The organism is Mycolicibacterium llatzerense (assembly GCF_025331195.1).
GTDB lineage: Bacteria > Actinomycetota > Actinomycetes > Mycobacteriales > Mycobacteriaceae > Mycobacterium > Mycobacterium llatzerense.
The window spans coordinates 2910439-2936953 of record NZ_LXOV01000001.1 but is presented as its reverse complement, the minus strand read 5'-3'; the positions used below and the strand labels follow the sequence as shown (position 1 = coordinate 2936953).

Here is a 26515-nt window from a genome sequence, read left to right as displayed (position 1 = left end):
GGTTCGGGCTTCGACTCCGGCTCGGGCTCCGGGCGCGGCTCGAGCTTCACGGCCTTACGCAACTGGGTGACGGTGGCACTTTCGGCGAACTGGGCATAGTGCTCATCAGAACCGTCCGCGGCGTGTTCGGCGACCACCCCGACCTGATCCAACGACAACCGGCCCTCACGCATCGCCTCAGCGCACCGCGGAAACTCCTCCAGACGGTGCGCGACCGCCACCATCACCTCCGCATTGCGCGGCGACACCCCGGTTTTCCACGCCACCAACGACGTGAGCGACCGGGCACCGGTCGCACCCCACAACCCGTCGCGGTCGATCTCGGCCGCAATCTCCACCAGCCGCGCGTCGATCGCGTTGCGCTGCCCGGTCAGCTCACCGATCTCATCGAAGAACGCATCCATACGCTCGCACGGCGACACCTCAACATCGAAAGCCGTTGCGGTGCTGGACATAACATCATCAAACCAGAAGGGTCCGACAAATTTTGGCCGCTCCGAGTGGAGAGCGAGAAGCTGTACTGCTCAAGCAGCAGAAGGGTTTTCGATCACGATCGCAACACCCTGACCCGAGCCGACGCAGACGCCGATGGCCCCGTACCGCGCGTTGCGCTCGCGCAGTTCGGTGGCCAGGGTCAGGACGTACCGGGCACCAGTGGCGCCGAACGGATGGCCGATCGCCACGGCGCCTCCGTTGGGCGTGAGCTTCTCGTCGGGAACGACGAACCCGTCGAGCTGGTTCGGCAGTTCCCGCAGCACTCCGAGGGCCTGCGCACTGAACGCTTCATGGACTTCCCAGACGTCGATCTGCTCGGGCGTCAACCCTGCACGTTTGATCGCCAGGGGCAGCGCCCACGCCGGGGCGAGACCCATGAACAGCGGATCGATCCCGTACACCGCCGAGGACACCACCCGCGCCAATGGCTCGACGCCGAGTTCTGCCGCCCGCTCCCCCGACGCCAGGACCAGGGCGCTGGCGCCATCGGTCAGCGGCGTCGAGTTGGCAGCGGTCATCTGCGTGGTGCCCGGTTGCGGGCGCAGGGCCGCCAGTTGCTCGGCCGTGGTTTCGTCGCGGATGAACTCGTCGTGCTCGAACAGCCTTGCCGGGGATTTCGTCGTCGCGGCGATCTGGACCGGCATGATCTCCTTGGCCAGACGGCCGGAATCACGCGCCGCCTTGGCATTTCGCTGCGTCCGCAGCGCAAACGCGTCGATCTCCTCGCGTGTCAGGCCATAGCGATCGGCCACTTTCTGCGCGGTCTCGATCATGCTGATGTACGCGTTGCGCGCCAGCAGCGCCGGGTTGGGTGGGCCGCCGGCGCCGGCCCACATGGTGTCGAGCAGGATGACCGGCCCGCGCGGCGCGAAGGCCGCGTCACCTTTCATGTAGGCCCAGCCCGATCGTGACATCGACTCGACACCACACGCGATACCGACGCCGAGGTCGCCGGCCTTGATCGCGTGCGCGACGTTGATCGTGGCACTCAGCGACGACCCACAGAACCGGTTGATGGTCGTCCCGGCCACCGTGTCGGGAAATCCGGCGGCGAGCGCCGCCCAGCGGGCGATGTCGCCCATTCCCTCGTGCGCAGGATTCACACAGCCGGCAACGACGTCCTCGATGACTCCGAGATCGACGCCGACGCGCTCGCACGCACCCTTCATCGTCATGCCGAGGAGGTCGTCGGTGCGGATGTGCGACAGCGAACTGCCGTACCGCGCGAATGGAGTGCGGACACCACCAAGCACAAATGCTTCTGTCATCAACCGTCTCCCGCTCGATGTCAAAGCGAGCGTAACCAGTCGAGCACTTGCTGCGCGTGGGTATTCGGCGGGAAGATCGGATAGAAGACGTGCTCGATCCGGCCATCCCGGATCACCATGGTCAGGCGGGTGTAGAGCCGCGGGTGCCCGTCGGCGGCGAAGGTCGGGAGCCCCAACTCTTCTGCCAGTGCGAAGGTCTCGTCCGACAGCATGTGGAACGGCAGCCGCAGGCGCCGCACCACTTCCGCCTGATAATCGACATCCTGGCTCGATAGTCCCCAGACGTGGTTCGCACCAGCGGCTTTCAACTCGGCGAAGTGGTCGCGGAAGTCGCACGCCTCGGTCGAGCAACCCCGCGCGCCGGGAATCGCATCCCAGCCCTCGGGGAGGTCGGCACCAGGACGACCGGTCAGCGGATACAGGTACAGAATCGTCCGTCCCGCCGGCAGATCACTCAGCTGAACCTCACCGCCGCCACTCGCCGGCAACATGATGTCGGGCATCGCAAGCCCGACCAGATGGTCAGCCGCACCGTCGTTTTCGGGGACAGGCAGGCTGGTGGGAAGCGTCGTGAAATCGGTCAACGGATCATCCTTCGTGTCGAATGCTCGGCATGCAGCGGCGTCGAGCCGCGCCGCGAGGTCCTGCCGCCGCTGTGTCAGCGACGCAATGGTCTCGTCCAGAACCGCGATGCTGTCCCGATAGGCCGCAAGCGACTCGGGGCACTCATCGCTGTGTTCATGTCCGAGGCGAAGACAGTCGATGAATGGGCCGGCCTTCGACGGGGCGATGCCGACGGCAGCGAGCGCACGCACCTCGCTCACGACCTGCACGTCTTCCTCGGAGTAGTCCCGGTACCCGTTACCCAGGCGCGACGGATCGAGAAGACCGAGCTGCTCGTAATACCGCACGGCCTTGGTCGACGCGCCCGTTCGCCGGGCCAGTTCAGAAATCTGCATGTTCAGTCCTCGGCACCGAGGGTAAACATTGCCACCAGGGGCAAGGTCAAACCCGAGTCATAGAGTGAAGCCATGGCGCTGCACACCCCGCTGACCGAGCTGTTCGGCATCGCCCATCCGATCGTCCTGGCCCCGATGGGCGACGTATCCGGTGGCCGATTGGCTGCGGCGGTGTCCGAAGGGGGCGGACTGGGCCTGATCGGCGGCGGTCGTGGTGACCTCACCATGCTCGCCACCGAATGCCGGTTGGCCACGCAGGACACCGAAAAGCCCTGGGGTATAGGTCTACTCACGTGGGCTGTCAATCAGGAGATCGTCGATTGGGTCATCGCCCAACGACCCGCCGCCATCATGCTGTCGTTCGGTGACCCGGCCCCATTTGCCAAGGCCATCCATGACGCGAACATCCCACTGATGTCCCAGGTGCACACCCTCGACGAAGCCAGACAGGCCCTCGACGCGGGAGTCCAGGTGCTGGTGGCGCAGGGCAGAGAGGCCGGCGGCCACCACGGCGGCCGGTCGACGCTGCCGTTCGTTCCCGCGGTGGTCGACCTGGCGCACGGCACCCCGGTGCTGGCGGCGGGCGGCATCGGCGACGGCCGCGGTCTGGCGGCGGCACTGACTCTCGGTGCCGCGGGCGCCATGATCGGCACCCGGTTCGAAGCCACCCACGAGTCGCTGCTCAGCGCCGCCGAGTCGAAGGTCATGCTGAAGGCGACGGCCGAAGACACCACCACCGGCCGCGCCATCGACATCGCCGCCCGCCCCCTCGAAACGCGTTGGCCGGCTACGTATCCGGCGCGGACGCTGCGCAGCGTCTTCACCGACCAGTGGCAGGACCGGGACGCCGAACTCGACGCGGATCCCAAGGCGCAAAAGGAGTTCCGCGACCGGGCGGCCAAGATGGATTTGGACTACGTGCCGATCTGGGCCGGCGAAGCCCTCGACCTGATCGACGAGCTCGAACTGGCCGCTCCCCTGGTGCAGAAGATCGCCCATGATGCCGAACAAGCTCTGACCCGAGCCCACACCTACATCCGCTGATGCCCGAAGGCGACACCGTCTGGCATACCGCAGCAGTGCTCCGCGAGGCACTGCAGGGAAAGACGCTGACGCGCTGCGACATTCGCGTCCCGAAGTTCGCGACCGTCGACCTCAGCGGACAACAGGTCGACGAAGTGCTCAGCCGCGGCAAGCACCTGTTCATCCGCACCACCGGGGCCAGCATCCACTCGCACCTCAAGATGGAGGGCAAGTGGCAGGTCAACACCAGACCCAGAAGGCCTGACCATCGGACGAGAATCATCCTGGAAACCAACGACATTCAAGCGGTGGGCACCGAGCTCGGCACCTTGGAGATTCTCGAAAGAAACCACGACCAAGACGTCGTCAAACACCTCGGCCCGGATCTCCTTGGTCCGGACTGGGATCCGCACACAGCAGCCCAGAACCTCACCCAGGACCCGGAACGTCCACTGCACGAAGCGCTGCTCGACCAACGCAACCTGGCCGGCGTCGGCAACGTCTATGCCAATGAGCTGTGTTTCATCGTCGGCCGCCGCCCCACTGCCATGGTCAGCACAGTGAAAGACCCGCTGCGTCTGGCGCAGCGGGCCCGGGACATGTTGTGGTTGAACAGAAACCGGTGGAACCGGACTACAACGGGCGATACCCGACCCGGCCGTCAACTCTGGGTGTACGGCCGGGCCGGGCAAGCGTGTCGCAGGTGCGGGACGCTGATCGAATCAGGCGACCGAGACCGGCTCGCGAACCTCGGGAACCTCGCTGACCGGATCACCTTCTGGTGCCCGCTTTGTCAGCCATGAGTCCGGCAGGGCCAGGCGGCAGATCTTCTTGACCACTGAGAAGAACTGCGTGTGGAGCGGGCCGGAGTTGTAGGGCAGGTCGTACTTCTCGCACAGCGCCTTGACCTCCGGCGAGATTTCCGCGTAGCGGTGCGCCGGGATGTCGGGGAACAGGTGGTGCTCGATCTGGAACGACAGGTTGCCGCTGAAGATGTGGAACCACTTGCCGCCGGACAGGTTTGCCGAACCCAGCAGCTGGCGGTAGTACCACTGGCCGCGGGTCTCCGCCTTGGTCTCCTCGATGGTGAACTCGTGGGTGCCCTCGGGGAAGTGACCGCAGAAGATGATGACGTACGACCACACGTTGCGCATCAGGTTGGCGGTCATGTTGCCGGCGAACACGAACGGCAGGAACGGTCCGGCGAGCAGCGGGAAGGCGACGTAGTCCTTCAGCGTCTGGCGACTGACCTTGGCCCACATCTCACGCAGCATTTCCTTCTTGTCCCGCAGCTTGATCTCGCCGGAGCGGATCCGCTCGGTCTCCAGCTCGTGCAGCGCGACGCCGTACTGGAAGAACACCATCAGCAGGAAGGCGTAGACCGGGTTGCCCAGGTAGTACGGGGTCCACTTCTGGTCTTCGCTCATCCGCAGCACGCCGTAGCCGATGTCGCGGTCCAGGTCGACGACGTTGGTGTAGGTGTGGTGCATGTAGTTGTGCGAGTGCCGCCACTGGTTGGACGGGCAGGCCGAATCCCATTCGAAGTTCTGGCCGCGCAGCGCCGGGTCGCCCATCCAGTCGTACTGGCCGTGCATGACGTTGTGGCCGATCTCCATGTTGTCGAGGATTTTCGACAGGCCGAGCATCACGGTGCCGACGGGCCAGGCCGGGGGCAGGAACAGCAGCGCGCGGCCACCGATCTCCAGCTTGCGCTGCATGGCGATGATGTTGCGGATGTAGTCGGAGTCGCGGTCGCCGAGGTCGGCGAGGTGGCGCTCACGGATGGCGTCGAGCGCGCGGCCGAAGTCGTCGAACTGCTCGGGGGTCAGGGTGGCGGGACGTTGAGCCATGGGTTCGTCTCCTTGAGTGCGTGGGCTGGTGGGGTGGTTCAGAGATCGATCTGGACGTCGCCGCACGGGGCGGTCACGCAGATTTCGATGATTTCGTCGGGGGCGGTCGAGACCGCGCCGGTGATCAGGTTCTTCACGGGGCCGCTGATCTTCGTGCGGGTGCAGGTGTGGCAGATGCCCATCCGGCAGCCGCTGGTCGGGTTCAGGCCGGCGGCTTCGGCCTGCTCGAGGATCGAGCGACCGTCGTCGACGATGTCGACGTTGCTCTCAGTGAAGGCGATGTTGCCACCCGACGCCTCTGTCGGGACGGCGATGACCGGGGGCACGAAGCTCTCGGACTGGGCACCCGGCAGCAGGTCCTTGACCGCATCGACCAGGGCCGGCGGGCCACAGACGAACACGGCGTCGGGGTTGGGCATGGCGGCCGCCAGGTGGTCCCGCCCGAAGTGGCCGCTCAGATCACCGCGGTTGGACCGGGTGAAGCTGTGCAGCACCTTCACGCCCGGGGTGGCCGCCAGCTCGGTGGCGTAGGCAGCCTCTTCGGGGTTGCGGGCGTAGTGGATGAACGCGACCTCGCCGTCGTAGTTCTCCTCGCGCAGGGTGCGCAGCATCGACAGCACCGGCGTGATGCCGCTGCCGCCCGAGACCAACAGGATGCGACGCGGTCGAACGGTCGGCATCACGAAGTCGCCGCCGACGGAGTCGAGGTGGACGACCATGCCGGGCTCGGCGTGCTCGAACAGGTGGGTGGAGACCAGGCCGCCGTCGTGCAGGCCGACGGTCAGCTCGATGACCGGGCTGCCCTCGGAGTTGGCCGGCGAGTAGCACCGGGTGCGGCGGCGGCCGTCGATCTCGACGGTCAGGTTGATGTGCTGGCCGGCTTTGAAGCCCTGCCAGGCGTCGTTGGGCTGCAGCGTCAGGGTCACGCTGCGCGGCGTCTGCCGACGGACCGCGACCACCTTGGCGCGGGCATCGTTGACAGTCCAGGTGCGGTCGAAAACCTCGGTGTACCGGTCCACGCCGTGCGGGCCGGTGAGGATGCCAACCAGGGCGGAGCGCCGAACTCGGCGGCTCAAAGTTTCGGTGAACATGTGTACACAGTGACCGATTTCAAGCGTTCGCGTCAAGACTTAAAGCGCAGGTTGTTGCTGGGATCACACAGTGAACATCCGTATGCTTGTGCCATACACAAGCGTTTCAATCTGCGGCAACGTCACGCTGTGTAAACTTTGTTCGGTGAACAGTCGTACCCCTGGTTCACGCGACCGGAGGTCGAGCCGCTCATCAAGCTCTCGCGTCCAGGACAACCTGTCGCGCGAAGAGCGCAAGGAAGCCACCCGCCGTGCGATCATCACGGCTGCCCTCACGCTGCTCGAAGAGGACAGTTTCAGCGCGCTCAGCCTGCGTGAGGTCACCCGCGAGGCCGGCATCGTGCCCGCCGCCTTCTACCGGCACTTCGAGACCATGGATGCGCTCGGCCTGGTGCTCATCGACGAGTCCTTCCGGGCGCTGCGCGAAATGCTCCGCGGTGGCCGCGCCGGCCAGCTCGACCCCAAGCGCATCATCGAGTCCTCGGTCGACATCCTCTTCAACAGCGTTACCGAACGGCCCGAGCATTGGCGCTTCATCAGCCGGGAACGCAACAGCGGCGTCACTTCGCTGCGCTACGCCATCCGCACAGAAATCCGGTTGATCACCTCTGAGCTCGCGATCGATCTTGGTCGGCTGCCGGGGCTCACCACCTGGAGCGCCGCGGACCTGAACATCGTGGCCGGACTGTTCGTCAACACGATGATGACCACCGCCGAGTCCATCGACGACGCCAATGACGCCAAGGCACTGGACGACGTCAAGCGGACCGCACGCAAGCAGCTGCGAATGATCGCCGTCGGCGTGGCCGGGTGGCACAGCGCCTGAACAAGGCCGCAAACTCGCTCGACGAAAGTGTGGGAATCACCCTGGCTGGTTGCTCCTAGTTGTTGGGAAAGCCATGATGAGATTCCTGCCATTCGCCAGGAGTCAGCTGGGAGCTCGATGTGACCACTGCATATGCGAGGTCGGCGGCAGCCGACGATGACGCCACGCTGGCGCTCGCCGCCGCATCGGGCGACCGGATGGCATTCGCGGCAATCTACGACCGTTACGCCAATCGCTTGTACGACTTCTGCGTCGGCATGTTGCGCGATCACGACGCCGCCGCGGACTGCGTCCAGGACGTCTTCGTCACTGCCGCCAGTCGGCTCGATCAACTCCGCGAGCCCGACCGGCTGCGGTCGTGGCTGTATGCCGTCGCCCGCAATGAGGCACTGTCGCGAATCCGGGACCGCCGCCGCGAACAGCCCAGCGACGAGCTGCCCGAGATCGTCAGTGGGGAACCGGATCCGGCGACCCTTGCCGCGCGCAGCGAACTGGCGAATCTGATCAGCGACGCCTGCGGCGGGCTGACCGATCGCGATCAGCTGGTGCTGGAACTGTCCTACCGCCAAGGGCTGAGCGGGCCCGAACTTGCTGACGCACTGGGAGTTTCACCGAGAAACGCCAACACATTGGTCGAGCGGTTGCGCGACACCATCGCGCGGTCTCTCGGCGCGCTGCTGATCTGCCGGCAGGTGCGTACCGACCCGTCCCGGTGTCCCGAACTCGCCGCGATCCTCGCTGATTGGGACGGCCAATTCACCGTACTGATGCGCAAGCGCGCTGCCCGCCATATCGACGGTTGCGCAGTCTGCGAAGAGCAGCGCGCCAAGATGGTCAGCCCCGCCACACTCCTCGGCAGCGCTCCGCTGCTCATCCCAGCTCCCGAATGGCTCCGCGAGGCGACACTGGCCCACGCCGGCAATGTGTTGCCCGGGACTCCCGGCTCGGCGGCCGGGTCATCGGGAGCGGGCGACTCGTGGTGGCCTCCGCAGGACGTGGACGTCTCCGATCTGCCCGAACCACCACCGGCCGCTCAGAAACCTTCGGCAGCAACGGATTCGAGGCCCGGCTATCTGCGGCGCCATACGATGGCGGTGACCGGGGTGGCCGCCATCGTTGCGGCCGGCGGTGCGGTCTACCTCAGCATGCCGCAGGCCTTCGACGTCGACCCGATGAGCGTCATCGGCCACTCGACTTCGTCATCACCGGCATCTCCATCGGCGCCGAACACCCCGTTCGAGGCTCCGCTCAAGACGGCGCCACCGCCCAGTCCGACGGCCCCGTCGGGCAACCCCGAACGGACTGCGATTCCGAGCAATTCGAGCGAACCGTCCGCGCCTTCACCGGTCCCGGCTGAACCCATCACGCCACCAAGTAATCCTGGCGCATCGACCATTCCCCCACACCACGCCAGCGGACCGGTGGAACCCCCAAGCACACCGCGCGGCCCCGTCATTCCCCCGATCAACCCCGGTCCTGTCACGCCCCCGGGCAATTCCGGCGGGCCGACGGCGCCCTCGGGCGGTGACGAGGGGCCGGTCACGCCGCCGAAATCCGGACCGATCGTCGACCCCGGCCCGCCCAAAGGGCCGGTGACTCCGCCGAAATCTTCGAACGGACGGGTGCCTGCTCCCGGCCACGTCCCGCCGCGACAGGAAGGCGGGTCGAACAGCTGCACACCGCCCGCGTGCATCCAGCCCAGCGGTCCACTCGGATAACCCGAAAGCGGCCCGCCATCAGCGATGGCGGGCCGCTTTCGGTTCGGATCTTTCAGTTGACGGTCACCATCGGATGGGGCACGCCGACTGGGTTCTGGAGGTAGACCTGCCTGGTGTAGTCGCCCAGCCAATTGCCGTTGGGGTGGAAACCCGGCGCACCGTACAGCGAGCAGATCTGGTCCATCTCCTTTCCTGGCACGACCTCCAGCCGGTATGCGCCGCGGACCGCGCCCGCCACGTATGCCCCCGGGTTCGTGAGGCAGGACTGCTTGAAGGCGTCGAACTGGGCGTCCGCCTGAGCCAGCGGGGACAGTGCTGTCGCGCCGGCAGAGATGATGCCGGACGCAATGACGAACTTGGCGGTCGCGACGAGGGCGCGCCTCTGGGTTGATGCGGTGCTGGCCATGATGGTCTCCTTCGACTTACCCGGCCCCGGTGGGCCGCGTTCACCTACTAGGAGCGCGGGGCTGCCGGAATTCCCACACTTTTTCGGGGAGACCTTGGGACGCCGCGAGCAGTCATGAAAAAAGTGTGGGAATCGTCGCGACACCGTCCTCCTACCAGTGAACGCAGGCCACGAGGCCAAACATCACAGCTGGAGGAAGCCATGCCACACAACAACACCCACACACGGAAGCTCCCGCTGATGGCGGTCGCACTGCTGATCGCGACACTGGGGCTCGGGACCGCAGCGACCGCCGGGGCAGTCGACAACAATCAGGGCGAGGGCGGCTTCCTCACCTGCTACAAGGAGATGATCAGCCACGCGCCCCACGATCCGCCCACCCAAGACGATGCCGACGTGGCCACACACGACTGCTGCATCAACACCGGTGGAACGTGGAGTACGGGCGACTATCACCACGGCTTCTGCATCTGGCCGCCCGCCGACTCGCAATCCGGCCACCAAACCAAGCCCCGCCCGACTCCCCTCCCCCGCAGCGCGCCGATGCCGACCCGACAGCTGTCGTGACGGCGCGACGGGGTTAACGTCAGGAACATGCCGCCGCTGTCACTCGCTTACCCCCGCCCCGATATCGCCGTCCTCACGCTGGACCGGCCGGACAAACTCAACGCGCTGAACCTCGAACTCGTCGAAGCCCTGCACAGCACTCTCGAGGACATCCACCGGAACAACGAGTGCCGCGTCGTCGTACTCACCGGTGCCGGCCGCGGATTCTGTTCGGGCCTGGACCTTTCCGACCCCAACCCACCGGAAGCCGGTGGCGGACTGGAATTTCCGCGGTCGGGCATGCGCTGGCAGGAACGTATCGCCGAGCTGACGACCCGTATCCAGAATCTGCGCCAGCCGGTGATCGCCGCGGTCAACGGGCCCGCGTACGGCGGCGGCTTCGCCATCGCACTGGCCGCCGACATCCGGATCGCCGGGCCGGGCGCACGGTTCTGCACCCAGTTCATCAAGCTCGGCATCGGCGGCTGCGACATCGGGGTGAGCTACACGCTCCCCCGGATCGTCGGTGCCGGGCAGGCGTTCGACCTGATCCTGACCGCCCGGACGGTGGCGGCCGACGAAGCATTGCGCCTGGGGCTGGTCTCGCGGCTGTCCGCGGACGACGTCGTCGCCGACGCCCTGGCCATCGCCGAAACCCTGTGCAGCTACGGCAAGTTCGGCGTCGAGTCGACCAAGCAGGTGCTGTGGGCCAACCTCGAAGCCTCCAGTCTGCAGGCCGCGCTGCACGTGGAGAACCGCAGCCAGATTCTCGCCGCCTCAGCCCAGATCGATTTGGCGGCAAAGGCGTTCAGCGACCGATAGGCGGCTAAGCCACCAGCGCGGGACTCGCGGGCACGCGCTTCTTCAGTCGCGCCACCCGGTGCAGCTGACCGAAGATGTTCAGCGAGGTCAGCATCGGGATGCCCCCGATGAAGGTACGAAACGAGGGATGGCCGCCGTGCACCTGGAGTTCGTAGAGGCACCCGACGACGTAGAAGAAGCCCATGGTGAACAGAAGCGCTGGTATCGCATAAGCGAGCGGTGAGCCGGCGTCGGACACCAGTTCCTTTGCGTAGTCGATCTCGTCCTGCGACATCGGTTGGCCTTTACGCACTTTGGCCAGTACCGCTTTGTGGGCGCCCACCTGTTCGCCCAATGCGGCAGGTGGTCGCCGCTCCAACCCGCGGACGTACACGAAGACACACGCGAGGAGGGTCAGTGCCATCACCCCGGCAAGGATCGTGAGACCGCCCCACAGCTCCATGCCCGTCATGCGTCTCCTCCGTGGCTTCGCGCGCCTGCACCCGATCCACTGATCGCCGGGTCCCCGTCCTCCCACAGCAGCAGCTGACGCACCGCCTGACGTGACCCGTAGGGCTGCAGCATCTGACTGGCCGGGCGTTGCCGCACCTTCAGCGGCCACCAGAACCACCGCCCGAGCAGCACCGCGATGGACGGCGTCATGAACGACCGCACGATCAAGGTGTCGAACAGCAGCCCCAGGGCGATCGTGGTGCCGATCTGGCCGAGCACCCGCAGGTCCGCGAACACGAAGGACGCCATGGTCGCGGCGAACACCAGCCCGGCCGAGGTCACCACCGCGCCCGAGCCGGCCATCGAGCGGATGATGCCGGTGTTGATGCCGGCGTGGATCTCTTCTTTGAACCGCGAGACGAGCAACAGGTTGTAGTCCGACCCCACCGCCAGCAGCAGGATGACGGCCAGCGCCAACACAATCCAGTACAGCTCGATACCGAAGATGTCCTGCCAGATCAGTACGGACAGCCCGAACGAGGCACCCAGCGACAGCGCCACGGTGCCCACGATGACCAGGGCGGCGACGATGCTGCGGGTGATGAACATCATCACCAGCAGAATCAGGCTCAGTGCAGCGATGCCCGCGATCATCAGGTCGTACTTGGCGCCCTCTTGAATGTCCTTGTAGGTGGCCGCGGTACCGGCGAGGTAGATCTTCGATCCACCCAGCGGCGTGCCTTTGACCGCCTGCGCCGCGGCGTGCCTGATGGCGGCGATATGCGAAATACCTTCCGGCGTAGCGGGATCGCCTTCGTGCGTGATGATCATGCGGGCGGCCTTGCCGTCCGGTGACATGAACAGCTTCATGCCGCGCTGGAACTCGGGGTTGGTGAACGCCTCGGGCGGAAGATAGAACGAGTCGTCAGTTTTCGACGCGTCGTACGCCTGTCCCAGCGCGGTGGCATTCTCCAGCGACGCGGCGGCCTGATCGTTCAGACCCGAGTTCGTGGCGTAGTTCGTCATCGTCAGTTCGCGGTTGGTCTGTTGACTGGCGATCTGCGGCGGGATCAACGCGAGCAGTTTCGGTTGCAGCGCATCGAGTTTGGCGATGCTGCCCGCGACGTCACCCAGTTGATCGGTCAGGTCGTCGATGCCGTCGAGCGAGTCGAACACCGACCGCAACGCCGCGCAGACCGGGATGTCGTAGCAATGCGGCTCCCAGTAGAAGTAGTTGCGTAGCGGCCGGAAGAAGTCGTCGAAGTTGGCGATCTTGTCGCGTAAATCCTTGGCGGTCGCGACAGTCTGCTGGAATGCCTGGGCCTGTTCGTGGGTGATACCGCTGGATTGCTGTTGCAGCGAATACTGTTGGCGCAGAATGTCGATCGACTTGTTGATCACGTCGACCTGCTTGAGCAGGTCGGCGCTGCGAGCCTGCTGGAAGGGCAAGTTGTTGATCTGCCCAGCGTTACCGGCGCTGATCAGGAACGGTATCGACGAGTGGTCCAGGGGCGTCCCGAGCGGCCGGGTGATCGATTGCACCTGCGCGATGCCGTCGGTGTGGAAGACGGCTTTCGCGACGCGCTCCAACAGGATCATGTCGGTGGAATTGCGCAGATCGTGGTCGGCTTCGATCATCAGCAATTCGGGATTGAGTCGGGCCTGCGAGAAATGGCGTTCGGCGGCGGCGTAACCGATGTTGGCAGGCGCGCTGGCCGGCATATATGGCCGGGTGTCGTAGCTGGTCTTGTACCCGGGCAGGGCGATCAGGCCGATGAGGGCCACGGCGACGGTCACCACCAGGATGGGGCCGGGCCAGCGCACGATGGCCGTGCCGATGCGCCGCCAGCCCTGGGTCTGCAGCTGGCGCACGGGTTCGAAGAGACCGAAATGCCGGCCGATACACAGCATCGCGGGCGCGAGCGTCAACGCGGCGACCACCGCGACGAGAACACCTGTGCCGGCGGGAATTCCGAGACTCTGGAAGTACGGCAGCCGGGTGAACGTCAGGCAGAACACCGCGCCGGCGATGGTCAGGCCCGATCCCAGGATGATGTGCGACGTCCCGCGATACATGGTGTTGTACGCGGTGATCCGGTCCTGCCCGGCGTATCTGGCTTCGTGGAACCGGCCGAGAATGAAGATCGCGTAGTCCGTGCCGGCAGCGATGACCAAGAGCGTCAACAGGTTTGTCGAGTACGTCGACAGCTCGATGACGCCGGCGTTGGCCAGCGAGGCGACGACGCCGCGCGACGCCGTCAGTTCCATCATCACGGTGAAGATCACCATGATAACCGTGGTGAACCGGCGGTAGAGCGAGAACAACATCACCATGATCACGCCGATGGTGATCAGGGTCGTCTTCAGCGTCCCATGGCGGCCCACCTCGAACTGGTCGGTGATCAGGGGCGCTGCGCCGGTGAGGTACACCTTCAGACCTGTTGGCGGCGGGGTGTTCTCGATGATCCTGCGGACGGAGTCGACGGACTCGTTCGCCAACGACTCACCCTGATTACCGGCGAGATACACCTGCACCAGTGCGGCCTTGCCGTCGGCGCTCTGCGAACCGGCCGCCGTCAGCGGGTCACCCCAGAAGTTCTGCACATGCTGGACGTGTTTGGTGTCGGCGGTGAGCTTGTCGATCAGGCCGTCGTAGTAGTGGTGCGCGGCAGCACCCAACGGCTGGTCGCCCTCGAGGACGATCATGGCCGAGCTGTCGGAATCGAACTCGTGGAAGACCTTGCCGATCTGCTTCGCCGCCTGCAGCGACGGCGCGTCGGTCGGGCTCAGCGACACGTTGTGGGATTCGGCCACCGTCTCCAGCTGTGGCACAAAGACATTCGTGACGACGGCCAGGGCCAGCCAGAAGAAGGCGATGAGCACTGAATACCGCCGGATGAAGTCCGGCACCCGGTTCGCGCTCATCCGGATTTGTCCAGACAGTAGGTGAAGGCGTGCACAGTGTTCACCGTTCTCTCGTCCTTGACGGCGTCATCGATGGTGATGCGGCAGCCGATCGAGTCGCTGTCGCCTTGCGCCTGGAGGTTGACGAACACCGCCGGCTGTGTGGTGGTCGTGTCGTAGGTCCACGGCAACCTGACGGCGTCGGCGCGCTGCGGCCGGGCATCGACGTCCAGGTAGGTGACGGTGGCGACGGTGCCCGGCGGTCCGAAGACCTCCATCACCACATGTTTGGGGTTGAACGGCACGATGTCGTTCACCGCACCGCTCGGGGTCGACGTGACGTCCTGCGACGCGAAGATGCCGTGCAGTCGGTACACCGCGAATCCGGCGACGACGACCACCACCACAGCCACCACATACATCCAGTGCTGACCGAGTCGGCGTCTGATCGAAAACCGCTGCATCCGTGGACCTTTCGCACGGGTGGGCGCGAACTGCGCGGAACGTCTCTGCTGCGTGGCTAATCAAGAAGGTTGACGGTATGACATTAGACCCGCCGGGGCTATAATTCAACACGTAAAGAATTCTGTGAACGGGGAGCCGAATGACCCAGCGAACCTCCCGCGGTGGACGCCGTCCGGGACCCAACGGCACTCGCGAGGCGATCGAGGAAACCGCACGAAAGCTCTTCGCGGAGTTGGGGTACGAGCGGACCTCGCTGCGACAGGTCGCGTTGCAGGCCGGCGTCGACCCCGCGTTGGTCAGCCATTTCTACGGCAAGAAGCTCGACCTGTTCCTCACGGTCGTCGAACTGCCGGTGGAACCCTCCGCGATCATCGGCCGGGTACTCGACGGCGACAAGGACACGGCAGGGCTGCGATTGGCGACGTTCATCCTCGAGGTTCTCGACGACGAGGTCCGGCGACGGCCCATGATCGGCATGGTGCGCGCCGCCACGGCCGAACCCGAGGCGGCGAAGCTGGTGCGGGACTTCCTCGCCCGCAAGATCATTGCACCCATCGCCGAAGGGCTCGGCTCAGCGGACGCCGACTACCGCGCCGCCCTGGTCATGTCGCAGGTCAACGGTTTCGCGATGGCGCGGTACGTCATCGGCCTCGAACCGCTGGCCAACCGCTCCAACGAACAACTCGCCGCCGACCTCGGCGTCACGCTGCAGCGCTACCTACTCGGCGATCTCGCGCCGAGCACGCACTAGCGACGAGTCAGACGTGGCTGTGCGCCGCGGTCCACGCCGGCAGCGGATCTGCGTACCGCAGCCACGCGCTCGTGCCGTCGGCAATTTCGTCGTCGGTGAGCAGCGCTGAGTCGAGAAGCGCTCGCACCTTGCCGGTTTCGAGGCGAATGCCGATGAAGACGATCTCTTGACCGGGCTCGATCTCGGTGCTCGTCCAGTACTGAGCGGGTTCGATGGTGAGGTTGGGTCCGGCCTGCGACCAGATGGCGGCGATGTTCGGTCGGGTGGCGATCCAGCAGAAGCCCTTGCTGCGCAGCAGTCCTCGCACCTGATCGAGGGCATCGGCGAGGCGCTGCGGATGGAACGGCCGGTCGGCACGGAACGTCATGCTGCTGATGCCGTATTCCTCGGTTTCGGGCGTGTGCCCATTGGCGATCTCTTCATCCCATCCCGGCGCCTCGGCGGCGAGGTCCGGATCGAACAACCCGGTGTCCAAAACGGTTGCCAGCGGCACGATCCCGTGCTCAGTGCGCTCGATCCGCGCCTTGGGGTTGAGTCGTCGCACGACGGCCTCGACGGTCGCGATCGTCTTGGCGCTGACCAGATCGGTCTTGTTGACCAGGATGACGTCGGCGAACTCGACCTGATCGACCAGCAGATCGGCGATGTTGCGTCCGTCGCCGTCGCCCACCGCCAGATTGCGTTCGGTGAGGGCTTCCCCGCGCGCCAACTCCGGCAGGAAGGTGCAGGCATCGATGACGGTGACCATCGTGTCCAGGCGGGCGAGCTCGGACAGCACGAAGCCGTCCTCGAATTCCCAACTGAAGGTGGCGGCCACGGGCATCGGCTCGGAGATGCCCGTCGATTCGATCACGATCTGATCGAATCGCTGCTGGCGAGCCAGATCGGCGACGGCGGTGATGAGGTCTTCACGCAGGGTGCAGCAGATGCATCCGTTGGTGAGTTCGACCAGCTTCTCTTCCGTCCGGTCCAGGTGGCCTTGACCGGCGATCAGGGCCGCGTCGATGTTCACCTCGCTCATGTCGTTGACGATGACCGCGACGCGGCGGCCGTCCCGGTTGGCGAGGATGTGGTTGAGCAGCGTGGTCTTGCCGGCTCCCAGGAAGCCTGAAAGCACGGTCACCGGGATGAGATCAGCAGAGGTCGAGGGCATAACCTTAATGGTAATCATTTTCATTAAGGAACGCGAGCCGCCCGATTCCTGACCGAGGAAATAATACGGACCGCAGTCCGGTTGGACACCTTCAGAGGCCGGAACGCCGGCGCTCGGACCAAGAACAAAGGACAGGCACATGACCACAGCAACCACTCCCCTCAGCGTCGGCACCTGGGCAATCGACACCGCCCACTCCACGGTCGAGTTTTCGGTACGCCACCTGATGGTCAGCAAGGTCCGCGGCAAGTTCGAGAACTTCAGCGGCGCCATCACCGTCGACGCCGACGGCACCCCGTCGGTCACCGCCGAGATCGACGTGACGTCGCTCAACACCGGCAACGAACAGCGTGACGGCCACGTCAAGTCGGCCGACTTCTTCGACGCCGAGAACCACCCGGTGGCCTCCTTCGCATCGACCTCGGTTCGGCAGAACGGTGCCTCCTACCTGCTGGACGGCAACCTGACCATCAAGGGCAACACCCGCCCGGTCACCCTGAGCCTGGAGTTCAACGGCGTGAGCCCCGGCATGGGCGCGGGCGAGGTCTCCGGCTACGAAGCATCAGTTGTCATCAACCGCAAGGACTTCGGCGTCGACCTCGACCTGCCAATGGAGACCGGTGGCGCCGTCGTCGGCGACAAGGTCACCATCAGCCTCGACATCGAAGCCGTCAAGCAAGCCTGATCAGAAAGGCAACGCCGGGCCGGGTTCCCAAGCCTGTCACCCGGCCCGGCGTTGCCCATCCCGGTCGTGCGGACTCACTCCGGCCAGGCGTTGTTCTCAATGAGGTCAACGAAATTCGTCCGCTGGAACGACGGATCGAAGTGCGCGAGCACGTCGTCGTTCATCGTGCCGAACGTGGTGTCCGGACGATTGACCATGCCGTCGTTGAACGCCCGAAGGATGCGGTTCTTGAAGTCGGGGCGCGGATGCGCCGCCACCACTTCGGCGCGTTGTGCGTCGGTGATCTCGTCCAAACCCAGTCCCAGCACATCGGTTTCGACGCCGAGACTCACCACGGCAACCTCGGGTGCCAGGTGGTGCGGCACTTCCGGAGTGGTGTGCAGCGCGATCGCCAGCCACACGTTCGTCGCCTCCTGCTCGGTACGGCCGAAGTCCAACAACAGCTTCCGAGCCATCGCCGCGCCATCGATCTCGAACCGCTGGTCCTTGGTGCCATGCGCCGCCGTCAGGCCCAGGTCGTGGAACATGCCGCCGATGTAAGCGAGTTCCGGATCGACCTCCAGCCCGCGCGCAGCCGCTTTCAATGAGCCCCACAGAAACACGCGGCGGGAATGGTTGAACAACGTTTCGTCGGTCGCCTGCCGGACGATCGAGGTAGCCTCCCGGACCAGCTCGGTGTCCGGAATCGCCACTCCTGCAATCACTTCAGCCATGATGTGTCACTCCCGTCGGGATTAATTGGACACATTCCATTTTGCCCGCCGGTTGGCCGTGGCCACATGGCGCAAGCGGCCACGCAGCCCTCAGATCAGGACACCTTGTCAGACGTACTTCTCGTGCACGTAGCACCACCGCCAGTTCTCACCCGGCTCGAAAGACTGCACGATCTCGTGCCCTGGCGTCTGCGCATGAGCACTCGCATGGCGCATCGGCGACGAATCGCAACACCCGACGTGGCCACACGTCAGACACAACCGCAGATGCACCCAGCGGGTACCGCCCGCGATGCAGTCCTGACACCCCTTCGTCGTCTGCGGGGTGACCAGGCGGACGTGCTTCAGGTGGGAGTCGCCGAAGATGGATGCCACGGCTTCCACGGTAGCCCCATCGGGTAAGTAGTCCACCTGGCGGCGTCGCCCGAAAGCTGATGAACTGGAGCTTCTTCGGGACTGGGGGCGGACTCTGTGACACAGCACTATGACGTCGTCGTCGCCGGTGGTGGCCCTTCGGGTTCCGCCGCTGCATGGCAGGCGGCGCAGGTGGGCGCCAAGGTGCTGGTCGTCGACAAGGCAGAGTTTCCCCGGGACAAACCGTGTGGTGACGGACTGACCGCCCGCGCCGTCAGTTACCTGCAGAAGATGGGCCTGGCAGACGAAGTCGCCACCTTCCACCGGGTCAACCGGGTCACGGTGTTCAGCCCGAGCCGGTGGGAGATGTCCTTCCCGAGGCGCCCCGGTATGCCCGATCACGGACATACCGTCAGCCGCACACACTTGGACACGGTGTTGCTCAGGCACGCCGAGAAGGCCGGGGCGGAAGTTCGCGAGGGCGCCGAAGTGGCAGGACCGGAACTCGATGCAGACGGTCGTGTGGTCGGCGTGGTTCTCAAGACCGGGGAGAAGATCTCGGCAGATGCGGTCATCGCCGCCGACGGTGCGTACTCACCGATCAAGCGCGCGCTGAACATCGATTCGGAGTACAACGGCTACTCGGCCATCGCGATCCGCTCGGAGATGCACGTCAACCGGCCGGACACCGATTCGCTCGACATCTACCTCAAGCTGCAGTTCGAGGGCGATCAGTTGCCCGGCTACGGCTGGGTGTTCCCGATGGGCGACGGCGTGTTCAACATCGGCGTGGGCTATGTCAACTGCTTCCGAAACTGGCAGGCGATCAACGCCACCCAGCTACTCGGCGAGTTTCTGCGTTCCCTGCCGCGTGATTGGGACCTGCCGCCGATTGCCGACTTGAAGAAGAGCAAGAGCGTGCGGGCGTGGCGATTGCCGATGGGTTTCACCGCGTGGCCACCGTGGCGTCCGGGCGTCGTCTTCACCGGCGACGCACTCGGTGCCGCCAAACCGGTTTCGGGCGCAGGCATCTCGAAGGCGCTCGAATCCGGTTTGGTCGCCGGGGAAAGCGTGATCGCGGCCCTGCTGAACGGCGGCCCCGACGATTTCACCAACTACACCCAGCGCCTTGAAGCTGCCTGGGGCAGGGAGTACCGAATGGGCCGCTTCGGACACAAGCTCGCCGGTATCCCTGCCATTCCGAACGCAGGCATCAAGCTCCTCGACAACGGGCTCGTCCGCGACTGCGCTCTCAGGGTGATGTACGGAAAGTCGCACGGTCCCCTGCATACGTACTGACAGCCGGCTGCAGCCCTACCTCGGTGTCCCGCCGCCGTCGACGATGACGACCTGCCCGGTGATGTAACTGCCTGCGCCCGAACACAACAGCAGCGCCGCGCCGACCAATTCATCGGGGTTGGCCAACCGCTTCAGCAGGGTGTTGGAGGCCATCGCGTCGATGACCGACTGCGGGTTGTTGCGCACCATGTCGGTGTCGACGGGGCCGGGCGCGATGGCGTTGACGCGGATGCCGTCGGCTGCGAAACCGGCCGCCATCGACCGGGTGAACGACAACAGCGCCGACTTACCCGCGGCATACATCGACACGAACGGCGCGAACTGGAACGCGCCGACCGACGACATGTTCAGCACCGCCGCGGCCGGGCTGGCCTTCAAGTGCGGCAACGCTTTCTGCACCAGGAACACCGGACCGCGCAGGTTCGAGTCGTACGACTTGGCCCACGCCTCGGGCGTCATCTCCCCCAGCGGCTGGGCGAGCGCGTTGGCCGCGTTGTTGACCAGGACGTCGATGCCACCGAATTCCGCGACGGTGGCCGCCACCAGCCGGTCGAGATCGTCCAGACTGCCCATGTTGGTGGGCACGCCGATCGCCTTTCCGCCCAGACCGCGCAGGTGCTCGGCCGCAGCCTCGCAGGCGTCGGGCTTGCGGCTGGCCACCACCACGTTGGCACCGGCCAGGATGAACCCCTCCGCCATCGCGAGGCCGATACCGCGCGTCCCGCCCGTCACGATGACGGTGCGGCCGGTCATGTCGAACAGGCGGTCAAATGTGGTGCGGTCCATGGCTAGCAGTAGAACACAGGCGCTGGGCAGGCCAACCGGCCCGCACCATTGAGCGGGTGTCGGGCCGCCGAGACCGTCTCGGCGTGTCACGGCGAGATCAGCGCGGCGTGTCGGCTCTGTTGTGACACTTGCGGTTTGGGGGCGTCAACTTTCCTGGACGCGTCAGGGAAAGTTGACGGCTTCCAGCGCGAGTTGTGTAGAGACAGCTCCACGGCGCCGCCGTTCCCCGGATCTAGGGCCCAGCTTCCAACATCCGCTGACTGACGAACTCCTGCTCAACCCCGGTCACCGGATCGGTGAACGCCAGCCGGTGAGCCAGCAACTGCAGCGGCGTCGAGAAGTCCCCTGCGGCGACATCAAGCACCGTGGGATACAACGGATCCCCGTCGATGGGCAGTCCGAGCGAGTTCATGTGCACCCGCAGCTGGTGCGTACGGCCCGTCGACGGCGTCAGCTGGAACAACCCCGAACCCAACGGCGCGACCACCGTCACCGCGTTCACCTCACCGGGTTCCACGACGGCCTGTAAAGACCCGCGCCGCTTCACAATTCGGTTGCGCAACTCGACGGGCTCGGCCAATGTCCCGGCCGACGACCGGGCCAGATACGTCTTGGACACTCCGCCTGAGGCGAACATCGTCTGATAGGCCCCACGCACCGAGCGGCGCGCCGTGAACACCAGCACGCCCGCCGTCAGCCGGTCCAGGCGATGCGCCGGCGAGAGCTCCCACAAACCCAAGGCTCGGCGCAGCCGCACCAGGGCCGTCTGCACCACATGCCCACCGCGGGGCATGGTCGCCAGAAAGTGCGGCTTGTCGACCACGACGATGTTCTCGTCGCGGTACAGCACCGGCACGTCGAACGGCACCACGGCCTCGTCGGGCAGGTCCCGGTACCAATAGATGAACGCGCCGGCGGGCAGCTCGGTGACCTCGTCCACGACCGACCCGTCAGCGCAAACCACTTCGCCGGCAAGCACTTTCGCGGCTGCCTCGTCGCCGAACCGGGACCGCAGCTCGGCCAGCACCGGCCCGCCGTGCAGCCGTAGCCGGGACGGCCCGATCCCCTCGTATCCGGGACGGACAGGCAGGCTCAATCGAGCGGCACCGGCTCGAGAATCTCCGCACGGGATTCCGGAGCCGCGGCGCGCAGCGCGTCGGCCGATTCGTCGTCGGGCTGGGTCTGCGACAGCACCTCGGCCTCGACGCGCGCCAGGTAGGTCGCGACCTCGCGGTCGATGTCCTCGGCACTCCAACCCAGCACCGGCGCAATGACTTCCGCGACCTCGCGGGCGCAGTCCACGCCGCGGTGCTGGTACTCGATGGAGATCCGCATGCGGCGGGCGAGGATGTCCTCGAGGTGCAGCGCACCCTCGGCCGCGGCCGCGTACCAGGCCTCGACCTTCAGGTACACCGGCGCCTCGGTGATGGGCTCCAGCAGCTCGGGGCGGTCGGCGGCCATGTCCAGCACCTCGCCGATCAACGAGCCGTAGCGGTCCAGCAGGTGGCGAACCCGGTAGGGATGCAGGCCGTAGTGCTGGCCGACGTGTTCGGTCTGGTTGATCAGCGCGAAGTAGCCGTCGGCGCCGAGCAGCGGCACCTTCTCGGTGATCGACGGCGCCACCCGCGTCGGCACGAACTCGCTGGCCGCGTCGATGGCGTCCTCGCCCATGACGCGGTAGGTGGTGTACTTCCCGCCCGCGATGGCCACCAGGCCCGGGGCCGGCACCGCGACCGCGTGCTCGCGGGACAGCTTGGAGGTCTCCTCACTCTCCCCGGCCAGCAGCGGGCGAAGGCCCGCGTAGACGCCGTCGATGTCGTCATGGTTGAGCGGGGTGGCCAGCACCTTGTTGACGTGCCCGAGGATGTAGTCGATGTCGGCCTTGGTCGCCGCAGGGTGCGCCAGGTCCAGGTTCCAGTCGGTGTCGGTGGTGCCGATGATCCAGTGCGTGCCCCACGGGATCACGAACAGCACCGACTTCTCGGTGCGCAGGATGATCGCCACCTCGCTGACGATCCGGTCCCGCGGCACGACGATGTGCACGCCCTTGGAAGCGCGGACCCGGAACCGCCCGCGCTGCTTCGACAGCGCCTGAATCTCGTCGGTCCACACGCCGGTGGCGTTGACCACGACGTGGCCGCACACCTCGGTCACGGCACCGGTCTCGGAGTCGCGGACGCGGACGCCGGTGACCCGGTCACCTTCGCGCAGCAGCGCCACGACCTGCGTCGAGGTGCGGACCACGGCGCCGTAGTGCGCCGCGGTGCGGGCGACCGTCATGGTGTGCCGCGCGTCGTCGACGACGGTGTCGTAGTAGCGGATCGCGCCGACCAGCGAGCTGCGCTTGAGCCCGGGCGCCAGTCGCAGCGCCCCTGCCTTGAGCAGGTGCTTCTGCGCGGGCACCGACTTGGCGCCGCCCAACTGGTCGTACAGGAAGATGCCGGCGGCGATGTACGGGCGTTCCCAGATCCGCTTGGTCAGCGGGAACAGGAACGGCAGCGGCTTCACCAGGTGCGGCGCCAGGGTGGTCAGCGATAGTTCACGTTCGTACAGCGCTTCCCGAACCAGACCGAACTCGAGCTGCTCCAGATAGCGCAGGCCGCCGTGGAACATCTTGCTGCTGCGGCTGGACGTGCCGGAGGCGAAGTCGCGCGCCTCCACCAGGGCGACCTTCAGCCCGCGCGTCGCGGCGTCCAGCGCCGCGCCGGCACCGACGACGCCGCCACCGATCACGATGACGTCGAACTGCTCGGCGCCCAGCCGGTTCCATGCGGTCTCGCGCTGCGCGCGGTTCAGCAGGGTCTGACCATTGCCCGGGCCGGGAATCGGGTCACTCACGGCGGAACTCCTCGTGGTTACTCGTCGGTAGGCCTTGCATGACCGAGCCTACGTGGTCGGCCCCGGTTCGTGCGTCAGTCCAGATCGTCGTGAGCCATGAGCCGGCGGGCCGTCTCGATGGTCGAGCCCGACAGCGACGGGTAGACCGACAGGGTCTGGGCCAGATCGGTCACCGAGATCCGGTTCTGCACCGCCAGCGCGATCGGCAGGATCAGCTCGGACGCGATCGGGGCGACCACCACCCCGCCGATCACCACGCCCGTGGCCGGGCGACAGAAGATCTTCACGAAACCGTGCTCGAGCAACGACATCTTGGCCCGCGCGTTGGTGTTCAGCGGCAGCATCAGGGTGCGGGCCGGGACGGCGCCACTGTCGATGGCGGTCTGCGGCACCCCGACCGCGGCGATCTCCGGGAAGGTGAACACCGCGGCCGCGACGGTACGCAGCCGGATCGGCGAAACCCCTTCACCCAGTGCGTGATACATCGCGATGCGGCCCTGCATGGCAGCGACCGAGGCCAGCGGCAGCAGGCCCGTGCAGTCACCGGCGGCGTAGATGCCCGACGCCGACGTGCGCGACACCCGGTCCACCGTCAGGTAGTTGCCGGGGCCCAGCTCGATGCCGACCTTCTCGAGCCCAAGCCCCTCGGTGTTGGGCACCGACCCGATGCTCATCAGGACGTGGCTGCCCTCGACCGTCCGGCCGTCGGCCAGATTGACCTTGGCGCCCGTCTCGGTGCGGACCACCGAATCGGCGCGGGCGTTCTTCACCAGGCGCACGCCACGTTCGGCGAAGCTCGTCTCCAGCACCGCTGCGGCGTCGGAGTCCTCGTGCGGAAGGATCTGGTCTCGGCTGGCCACCACGGTGACCCTGACGCCGAGTTCGGTGTAGGCGTTGCAGAACTCGGCGCCGGTGACGCCGGAGCCCACGATGATCAGGTGCTCGGGCAGCTCGTCGAGGTCGTAGAGCTGACGCCAGTTGAGGATGCGCTCGCCGTCGGGCTTGGCGTTGGGCAGCACGCGGGGGCTGGCTCCCGTGGCGATCAGCACCACGTCGGCCTTCAGCACACCGGACCGGCCGTCGGGTGTGGTGACTTTCACTCGGTGGTGCGCCATGCCGGGGATGTCGTCGACCAGTTCACCGCACCCGGGCACCACGTTGACGCCGGCACGCAACAGCTGACCGCCGATGTCGACGGACTGGCTGCGGGCCAGCGTCTTGACCCGGTTGTTGATCTGCGGCAACGAGATTTTGGCGTCCTCGACATGCAGGTCGAAGCCCAGGCCACTGGCCCGTCGCAGCTCGGTGCGCACGCCGGTCGACGCGATGAAGGTCTTGGACGGCACGCAGTCCCACAGCACGCAGGCGCCACCGATACCGTCGCGGTCGACGACGGTGACCTCCGTTGTGTCAGGGCCATAACCGGCAGCAACCAGGGCTGCCTCATACCCGGCGGGACCGCCGCCGATGATCACGATGCGGGTAACCACGGCTACATCTAACCCCGAGTTGGGTGTTGGTCGCCGGACAACAAGCCGTACGCTTGCCAGGTGCCGCTCTACGCCGCTTACGGATCGAACATGCATCCGGAGCAGATGCTGCAGCGGGCCCCTCATTCCCCGATGGCGGCCACCGGTTGGCTGCACGGCTGGAGGCTGACGTTTGCGGGCGCAGACATCGGCTGGGAGGGCGCGCTGGCGACGCTGGTCCAGGATCCCATGTCCAAGGTCTTTGTCGTGCTCTACGACATGACCCGCGAAGACGAGGAACGCCTGGACCGCTGGGAAGGCTCAGAGCTGGGCATCCACAAGAAGATCCGGTGCCGGGTGAACCGGGTGTCGTCGGACACCTCGACCGAACCGGTGCTGGCGTGGCTGTACGTGGTCGACGCCTGGGAAGGTGGGCTGCCGTCGGCGCGCTACCTGGGCGTGATGGCCGAAGCCGCCGAGATCGCCGGCGCCCCCGCCGACTACGTCCACCACCTCCGCACCCGTCCGTCCCGGAACATCGGGCCGTAGTCTCCCGCGAGCGTGCGTGTTTGCCGGCGACACGCCGTCTCTCTCGTGCATCTTCGTCACGCTCACCGTTGATGAGCGCGACGAAATAGTCAGGCCGTGAGCGCTGATCCGCATCATCCACAGTTCGCGATCCATCCACAGATGGCGCGCGAGCACTGTTGACGAACCTGAGGCGACTCCAGGATCGGGGTCATGAATGCCGATCTCGAAGCGCTGCTGGACGCCCAAAACGGGGTGGCCACCAGCGGGCAAATCCTGACTCTGCAGTCCAGGCGGGCGTTCAACGACGATCTGAGAACCGGAGCGCTGCAACGCATCTGGCAGGGAGTCTATTCACGCGGCGCGCCTGATGACTGGACCCGGCTACGCGGACTCGACCTCTCCGCCGGTGCCGTTGTTCCCATCTGCCTCGGCACCGCGGCGGCGCTTTACGGCTTCGACACCGAGAACCCGAAGGACCTGCACGTCCTCAATCCCCCGCATCACCAATTACGGAACGCGGACGGGTTGGTGGTGCATCGCCGCGACGGCGCGCCGATGGCAGAGGTCCGTGGCCGGCCGGCCACCACCGCAGCATGGACCGCCATCGAAGTCGCCCGCTCGCTACGTCGGCCGCGGTCGCTGGCCACCTTGGATGCGGCGTTGCGGTCGGGCACGTGCGACCGCCTGGAACTTGCCCGCGCACTGACGAAACAGGCGGGACGCCGGGGGGTCGTTGTCGTCCGTGAACTGCTGCCGTTGGCAGATCCACGCGCCGAGTCTCCGATGGAGAGCGAAGCGCGGCTCGTGATCATCGACGGTGGCCTGCCCGCGCCGGTACTCCAATACGAACTCATTGACGGTCGTGGGCAACTGCGGCGCCTCGACTTTGCCTGGCCCGACTACCGGGTGGCCGCGGAGTACGACGGAATGGATTGGCACAGCGGCGCTGATGCGATGCTGGCCGACCGGAACCGAACGTCAGCACTGATGGACATCCGGTGGACTGTGGTACCGATCGTCTTCGAGGACGTCCGGCGTCGGCCCGACGATCTGGTATCCCGGATTGCCATGCAGTTGCGTCACGCTCGGGCCGCGTGACAGTGCCCAAAATGCACCGAAATTGCAGCGTGT

General features: G+C 66.0%; 26 protein-coding genes and 1 pseudogene. 11 read left to right on the top strand and 16 right to left on the bottom strand.

The genetic code is table 11. The features are described from left to right. The 3 genes from A7G45_RS14475 to A7G45_RS14465 all read right to left on the bottom strand — a co-directional run. Positions 1-455: DUF222 domain-containing protein (locus tag A7G45_RS14475; RefSeq protein ID WP_260937870.1), on the bottom strand; the 455-nt coding region annotated here is incomplete at its 3' end. 69 nt (positions 456-524) lie between these two features. Next, positions 525-1763 carry a thiolase family protein gene (locus tag A7G45_RS14470; RefSeq protein ID WP_260937869.1) on the bottom strand — a complete coding sequence of 413 codons (1239 nt, stop codon included), beginning with the start codon at positions 1761-1763 and terminating at the stop codon, positions 525-527. 20 nt (positions 1764-1783) lie between these two features. Beyond that, the gene (locus A7G45_RS14465; protein WP_260937868.1) at positions 1784-2722 is read right to left on the bottom strand and encodes a redoxin family protein; all 939 of its coding nucleotides are present in this window, start codon (positions 2720-2722) and stop codon (positions 1784-1786) included. Positions 2723-2794: 72 nt separating this feature from the next. Between A7G45_RS14465 and A7G45_RS14460 the strand changes: the two genes are divergently transcribed. Further along, complete coding sequence (locus tag A7G45_RS14460; RefSeq protein WP_260937866.1) at positions 2795-3766, top strand: NAD(P)H-dependent flavin oxidoreductase; 972 nt, start codon at positions 2795-2797, stop codon at positions 3764-3766. After that, on the top strand, positions 3766-4548 hold the full coding sequence (gene nei2 / locus A7G45_RS14455) for an endonuclease VIII Nei2 (RefSeq protein ID WP_260937864.1): 783 nt from the start codon (positions 3766-3768) through the stop codon (positions 4546-4548). The genes A7G45_RS14460 and nei2 overlap by 1 nt, the downstream gene beginning before the upstream one ends. Here the strand turns inward: nei2 and A7G45_RS14450 are convergent. Further along, a complete protein-coding gene (locus tag A7G45_RS14450; protein ID WP_260937862.1) occupies positions 4468-5595 on the bottom strand; it encodes a fatty acid desaturase family protein in 1128 nt (375 codons plus the stop codon). The two genes, nei2 and A7G45_RS14450, sit on opposite strands and share 81 nt — an antisense overlap. Positions 5596-5633: 38 nt before the next feature. After that, entirely contained in the window at positions 5634-6686 is a 1053-nt protein-coding gene (locus A7G45_RS14445) for a ferredoxin reductase (RefSeq protein WP_260937860.1), read from the bottom strand. Between the two features lie 145 nt (positions 6687-6831). Here A7G45_RS14445 and A7G45_RS14440 point away from each other — a divergent pair, with 145 nt between their 5' ends. Both A7G45_RS14440 and A7G45_RS32285 read left to right on the top strand, forming a co-directional pair. Continuing rightward, positions 6832-7512 (top strand): TetR family transcriptional regulator, encoded by a 681-nt coding sequence (locus A7G45_RS14440; RefSeq protein WP_260937859.1) that lies wholly within the window; start codon positions 6832-6834, stop codon positions 7510-7512. A gap of 119 nt (positions 7513-7631) precedes the next feature. Continuing rightward, positions 7632-9230: an RNA polymerase sigma factor gene (locus tag A7G45_RS32285; protein ID WP_308204092.1), complete on the top strand. Its 1599-nt coding sequence runs from the start codon at positions 7632-7634 to the stop codon at positions 9228-9230. A 52-nt stretch (positions 9231-9282) separates the two neighbouring features. Here the strand turns inward: A7G45_RS32285 and A7G45_RS14430 are convergent, their stop codons facing one another. After that, positions 9283-9636: a hypothetical protein gene (locus tag A7G45_RS14430; RefSeq protein ID WP_260937858.1), complete on the bottom strand. Its 354-nt coding sequence runs from the start codon at positions 9634-9636 to the stop codon at positions 9283-9285. A gap of 201 nt (positions 9637-9837) precedes the next feature. On the opposite strand from A7G45_RS14430, the gene A7G45_RS14425 reads away from it, so the two are divergent. Together A7G45_RS14425 and A7G45_RS14420 are read left to right on the top strand one after the other, a co-directional pair. After that, positions 9838-10203 (top strand): hypothetical protein, encoded by a 366-nt coding sequence (locus A7G45_RS14425; RefSeq protein WP_260937857.1) that lies wholly within the window; start codon positions 9838-9840, stop codon positions 10201-10203. A gap of 27 nt (positions 10204-10230) precedes the next feature. Beyond that, the gene (locus A7G45_RS14420) at positions 10231-11004 is read left to right on the top strand and encodes an enoyl-CoA hydratase/isomerase family protein (protein WP_260937856.1); all 774 of its coding nucleotides are present in this window, start codon (positions 10231-10233) and stop codon (positions 11002-11004) included. A gap of 4 nt (positions 11005-11008) precedes the next feature. Here the strand turns inward: A7G45_RS14420 and A7G45_RS14415 are convergent, their stop codons facing one another. The 3 genes from A7G45_RS14415 to A7G45_RS14405 are packed head-to-tail and all read right to left on the bottom strand — an operon-like array spanning position 11009 to position 14804. Then, on the bottom strand, positions 11009-11455 hold the full coding sequence (locus A7G45_RS14415) for a hypothetical protein (RefSeq protein WP_260937855.1): 447 nt from the start codon (positions 11453-11455) through the stop codon (positions 11009-11011). Next, positions 11452-14361 (bottom strand): MMPL/RND family transporter, encoded by a 2910-nt coding sequence (locus tag A7G45_RS14410; RefSeq protein WP_260937854.1) that lies wholly within the window; start codon positions 14359-14361, stop codon positions 11452-11454. Before A7G45_RS14410 ends, A7G45_RS14415 begins: the two co-directional genes overlap by 4 nt. After that, entirely contained in the window at positions 14358-14804 is a 447-nt protein-coding gene (locus tag A7G45_RS14405; protein ID WP_260937853.1) for an MmpS family transport accessory protein, read from the bottom strand. The genes A7G45_RS14410 and A7G45_RS14405 overlap by 4 nt, the downstream gene beginning before the upstream one ends. Before the next feature lie 140 nt (positions 14805-14944). On the opposite strand from A7G45_RS14405, the gene A7G45_RS14400 reads away from it, so the two are divergent. After that, the gene (locus A7G45_RS14400; RefSeq protein ID WP_260937852.1) at positions 14945-15556 is read left to right on the top strand and encodes a TetR/AcrR family transcriptional regulator; all 612 of its coding nucleotides are present in this window, start codon (positions 14945-14947) and stop codon (positions 15554-15556) included. A gap of 7 nt (positions 15557-15563) precedes the next feature. Here A7G45_RS14400 and A7G45_RS14395 read toward each other — a convergent pair whose 3' ends face one another. After that, positions 15564-16709 (bottom strand): GTP-binding protein, encoded by a 1146-nt coding sequence (locus A7G45_RS14395; protein ID WP_260937851.1) that lies wholly within the window; start codon positions 16707-16709, stop codon positions 15564-15566. A gap of 139 nt (positions 16710-16848) precedes the next feature. Between A7G45_RS14395 and A7G45_RS14390 the strand changes: the two genes are divergently transcribed. Next, positions 16849-17394, top strand: a complete 546-nt coding sequence (locus A7G45_RS14390; RefSeq protein WP_260937849.1) for a YceI family protein — start codon at positions 16849-16851, stop codon at positions 17392-17394. A gap of 74 nt (positions 17395-17468) precedes the next feature. On the opposite strand, the gene A7G45_RS14385 is transcribed toward A7G45_RS14390, so the two are convergent. Next, positions 17469-18107, bottom strand: coding sequence for an HD domain-containing protein (locus A7G45_RS14385; RefSeq protein ID WP_260937848.1), 639 nt, complete (start codon positions 18105-18107; stop codon positions 17469-17471). 108 nt (positions 18108-18215) lie between these two features. After that, positions 18216-18482: a UBP-type zinc finger domain-containing protein gene (locus A7G45_RS14380; RefSeq protein WP_260937847.1), complete on the bottom strand. Its 267-nt coding sequence runs from the start codon at positions 18480-18482 to the stop codon at positions 18216-18218. Positions 18483-18578: 96 nt separating this feature from the next. Between A7G45_RS14380 and A7G45_RS14375 the strand changes: the two genes are divergently transcribed. Beyond that, on the top strand, positions 18579-19760 hold the full coding sequence (locus A7G45_RS14375; RefSeq protein WP_260937845.1) for a geranylgeranyl reductase family protein: 1182 nt from the start codon (positions 18579-18581) through the stop codon (positions 19758-19760). A gap of 15 nt (positions 19761-19775) precedes the next feature. Here A7G45_RS14375 and A7G45_RS14370 read toward each other — a convergent pair whose 3' ends face one another. The 4 genes and pseudogenes from A7G45_RS14370 to A7G45_RS14355 all read right to left on the bottom strand — a co-directional run bounded on the left by A7G45_RS14370 (position 19776) and on the right by A7G45_RS14355 (position 24874). Beyond that, a complete protein-coding gene (locus A7G45_RS14370) occupies positions 19776-20546 on the bottom strand; it encodes an SDR family NAD(P)-dependent oxidoreductase (protein ID WP_260937842.1) in 771 nt (256 codons plus the stop codon). A gap of 232 nt (positions 20547-20778) precedes the next feature. Next, complete coding sequence (locus tag A7G45_RS14365) at positions 20779-21636, bottom strand: pseudouridine synthase (RefSeq protein WP_377042050.1); 858 nt, start codon at positions 21634-21636, stop codon at positions 20779-20781. Positions 21637-21638: 2 nt separating this feature from the next. Then, a complete protein-coding gene (locus A7G45_RS14360; protein ID WP_260937838.1) occupies positions 21639-23384 on the bottom strand; it encodes a glycerol-3-phosphate dehydrogenase/oxidase in 1746 nt (581 codons plus the stop codon). Further along, positions 23377-24874, bottom strand: a pseudogene (locus tag A7G45_RS14355) (NAD(P)H-quinone dehydrogenase). The gene A7G45_RS14360 and the pseudogene A7G45_RS14355 overlap by 8 nt, the downstream one beginning before the upstream one ends. A 60-nt stretch (positions 24875-24934) precedes the next feature. On the opposite strand from A7G45_RS14355, the gene A7G45_RS14350 reads away from it, so the two are divergent. Together A7G45_RS14350 and A7G45_RS14345 are read left to right on the top strand one after the other, a co-directional pair. Further along, entirely contained in the window at positions 24935-25402 is a 468-nt protein-coding gene (locus tag A7G45_RS14350; protein WP_043397583.1) for a gamma-glutamylcyclotransferase family protein, read from the top strand. A gap of 192 nt (positions 25403-25594) precedes the next feature. Continuing rightward, entirely contained in the window at positions 25595-26482 is an 888-nt protein-coding gene (locus A7G45_RS14345) for a type IV toxin-antitoxin system AbiEi family antitoxin (RefSeq protein WP_260937837.1), read from the top strand. The last annotated feature ends 33 nt before the right edge of the window (positions 26483-26515 follow it).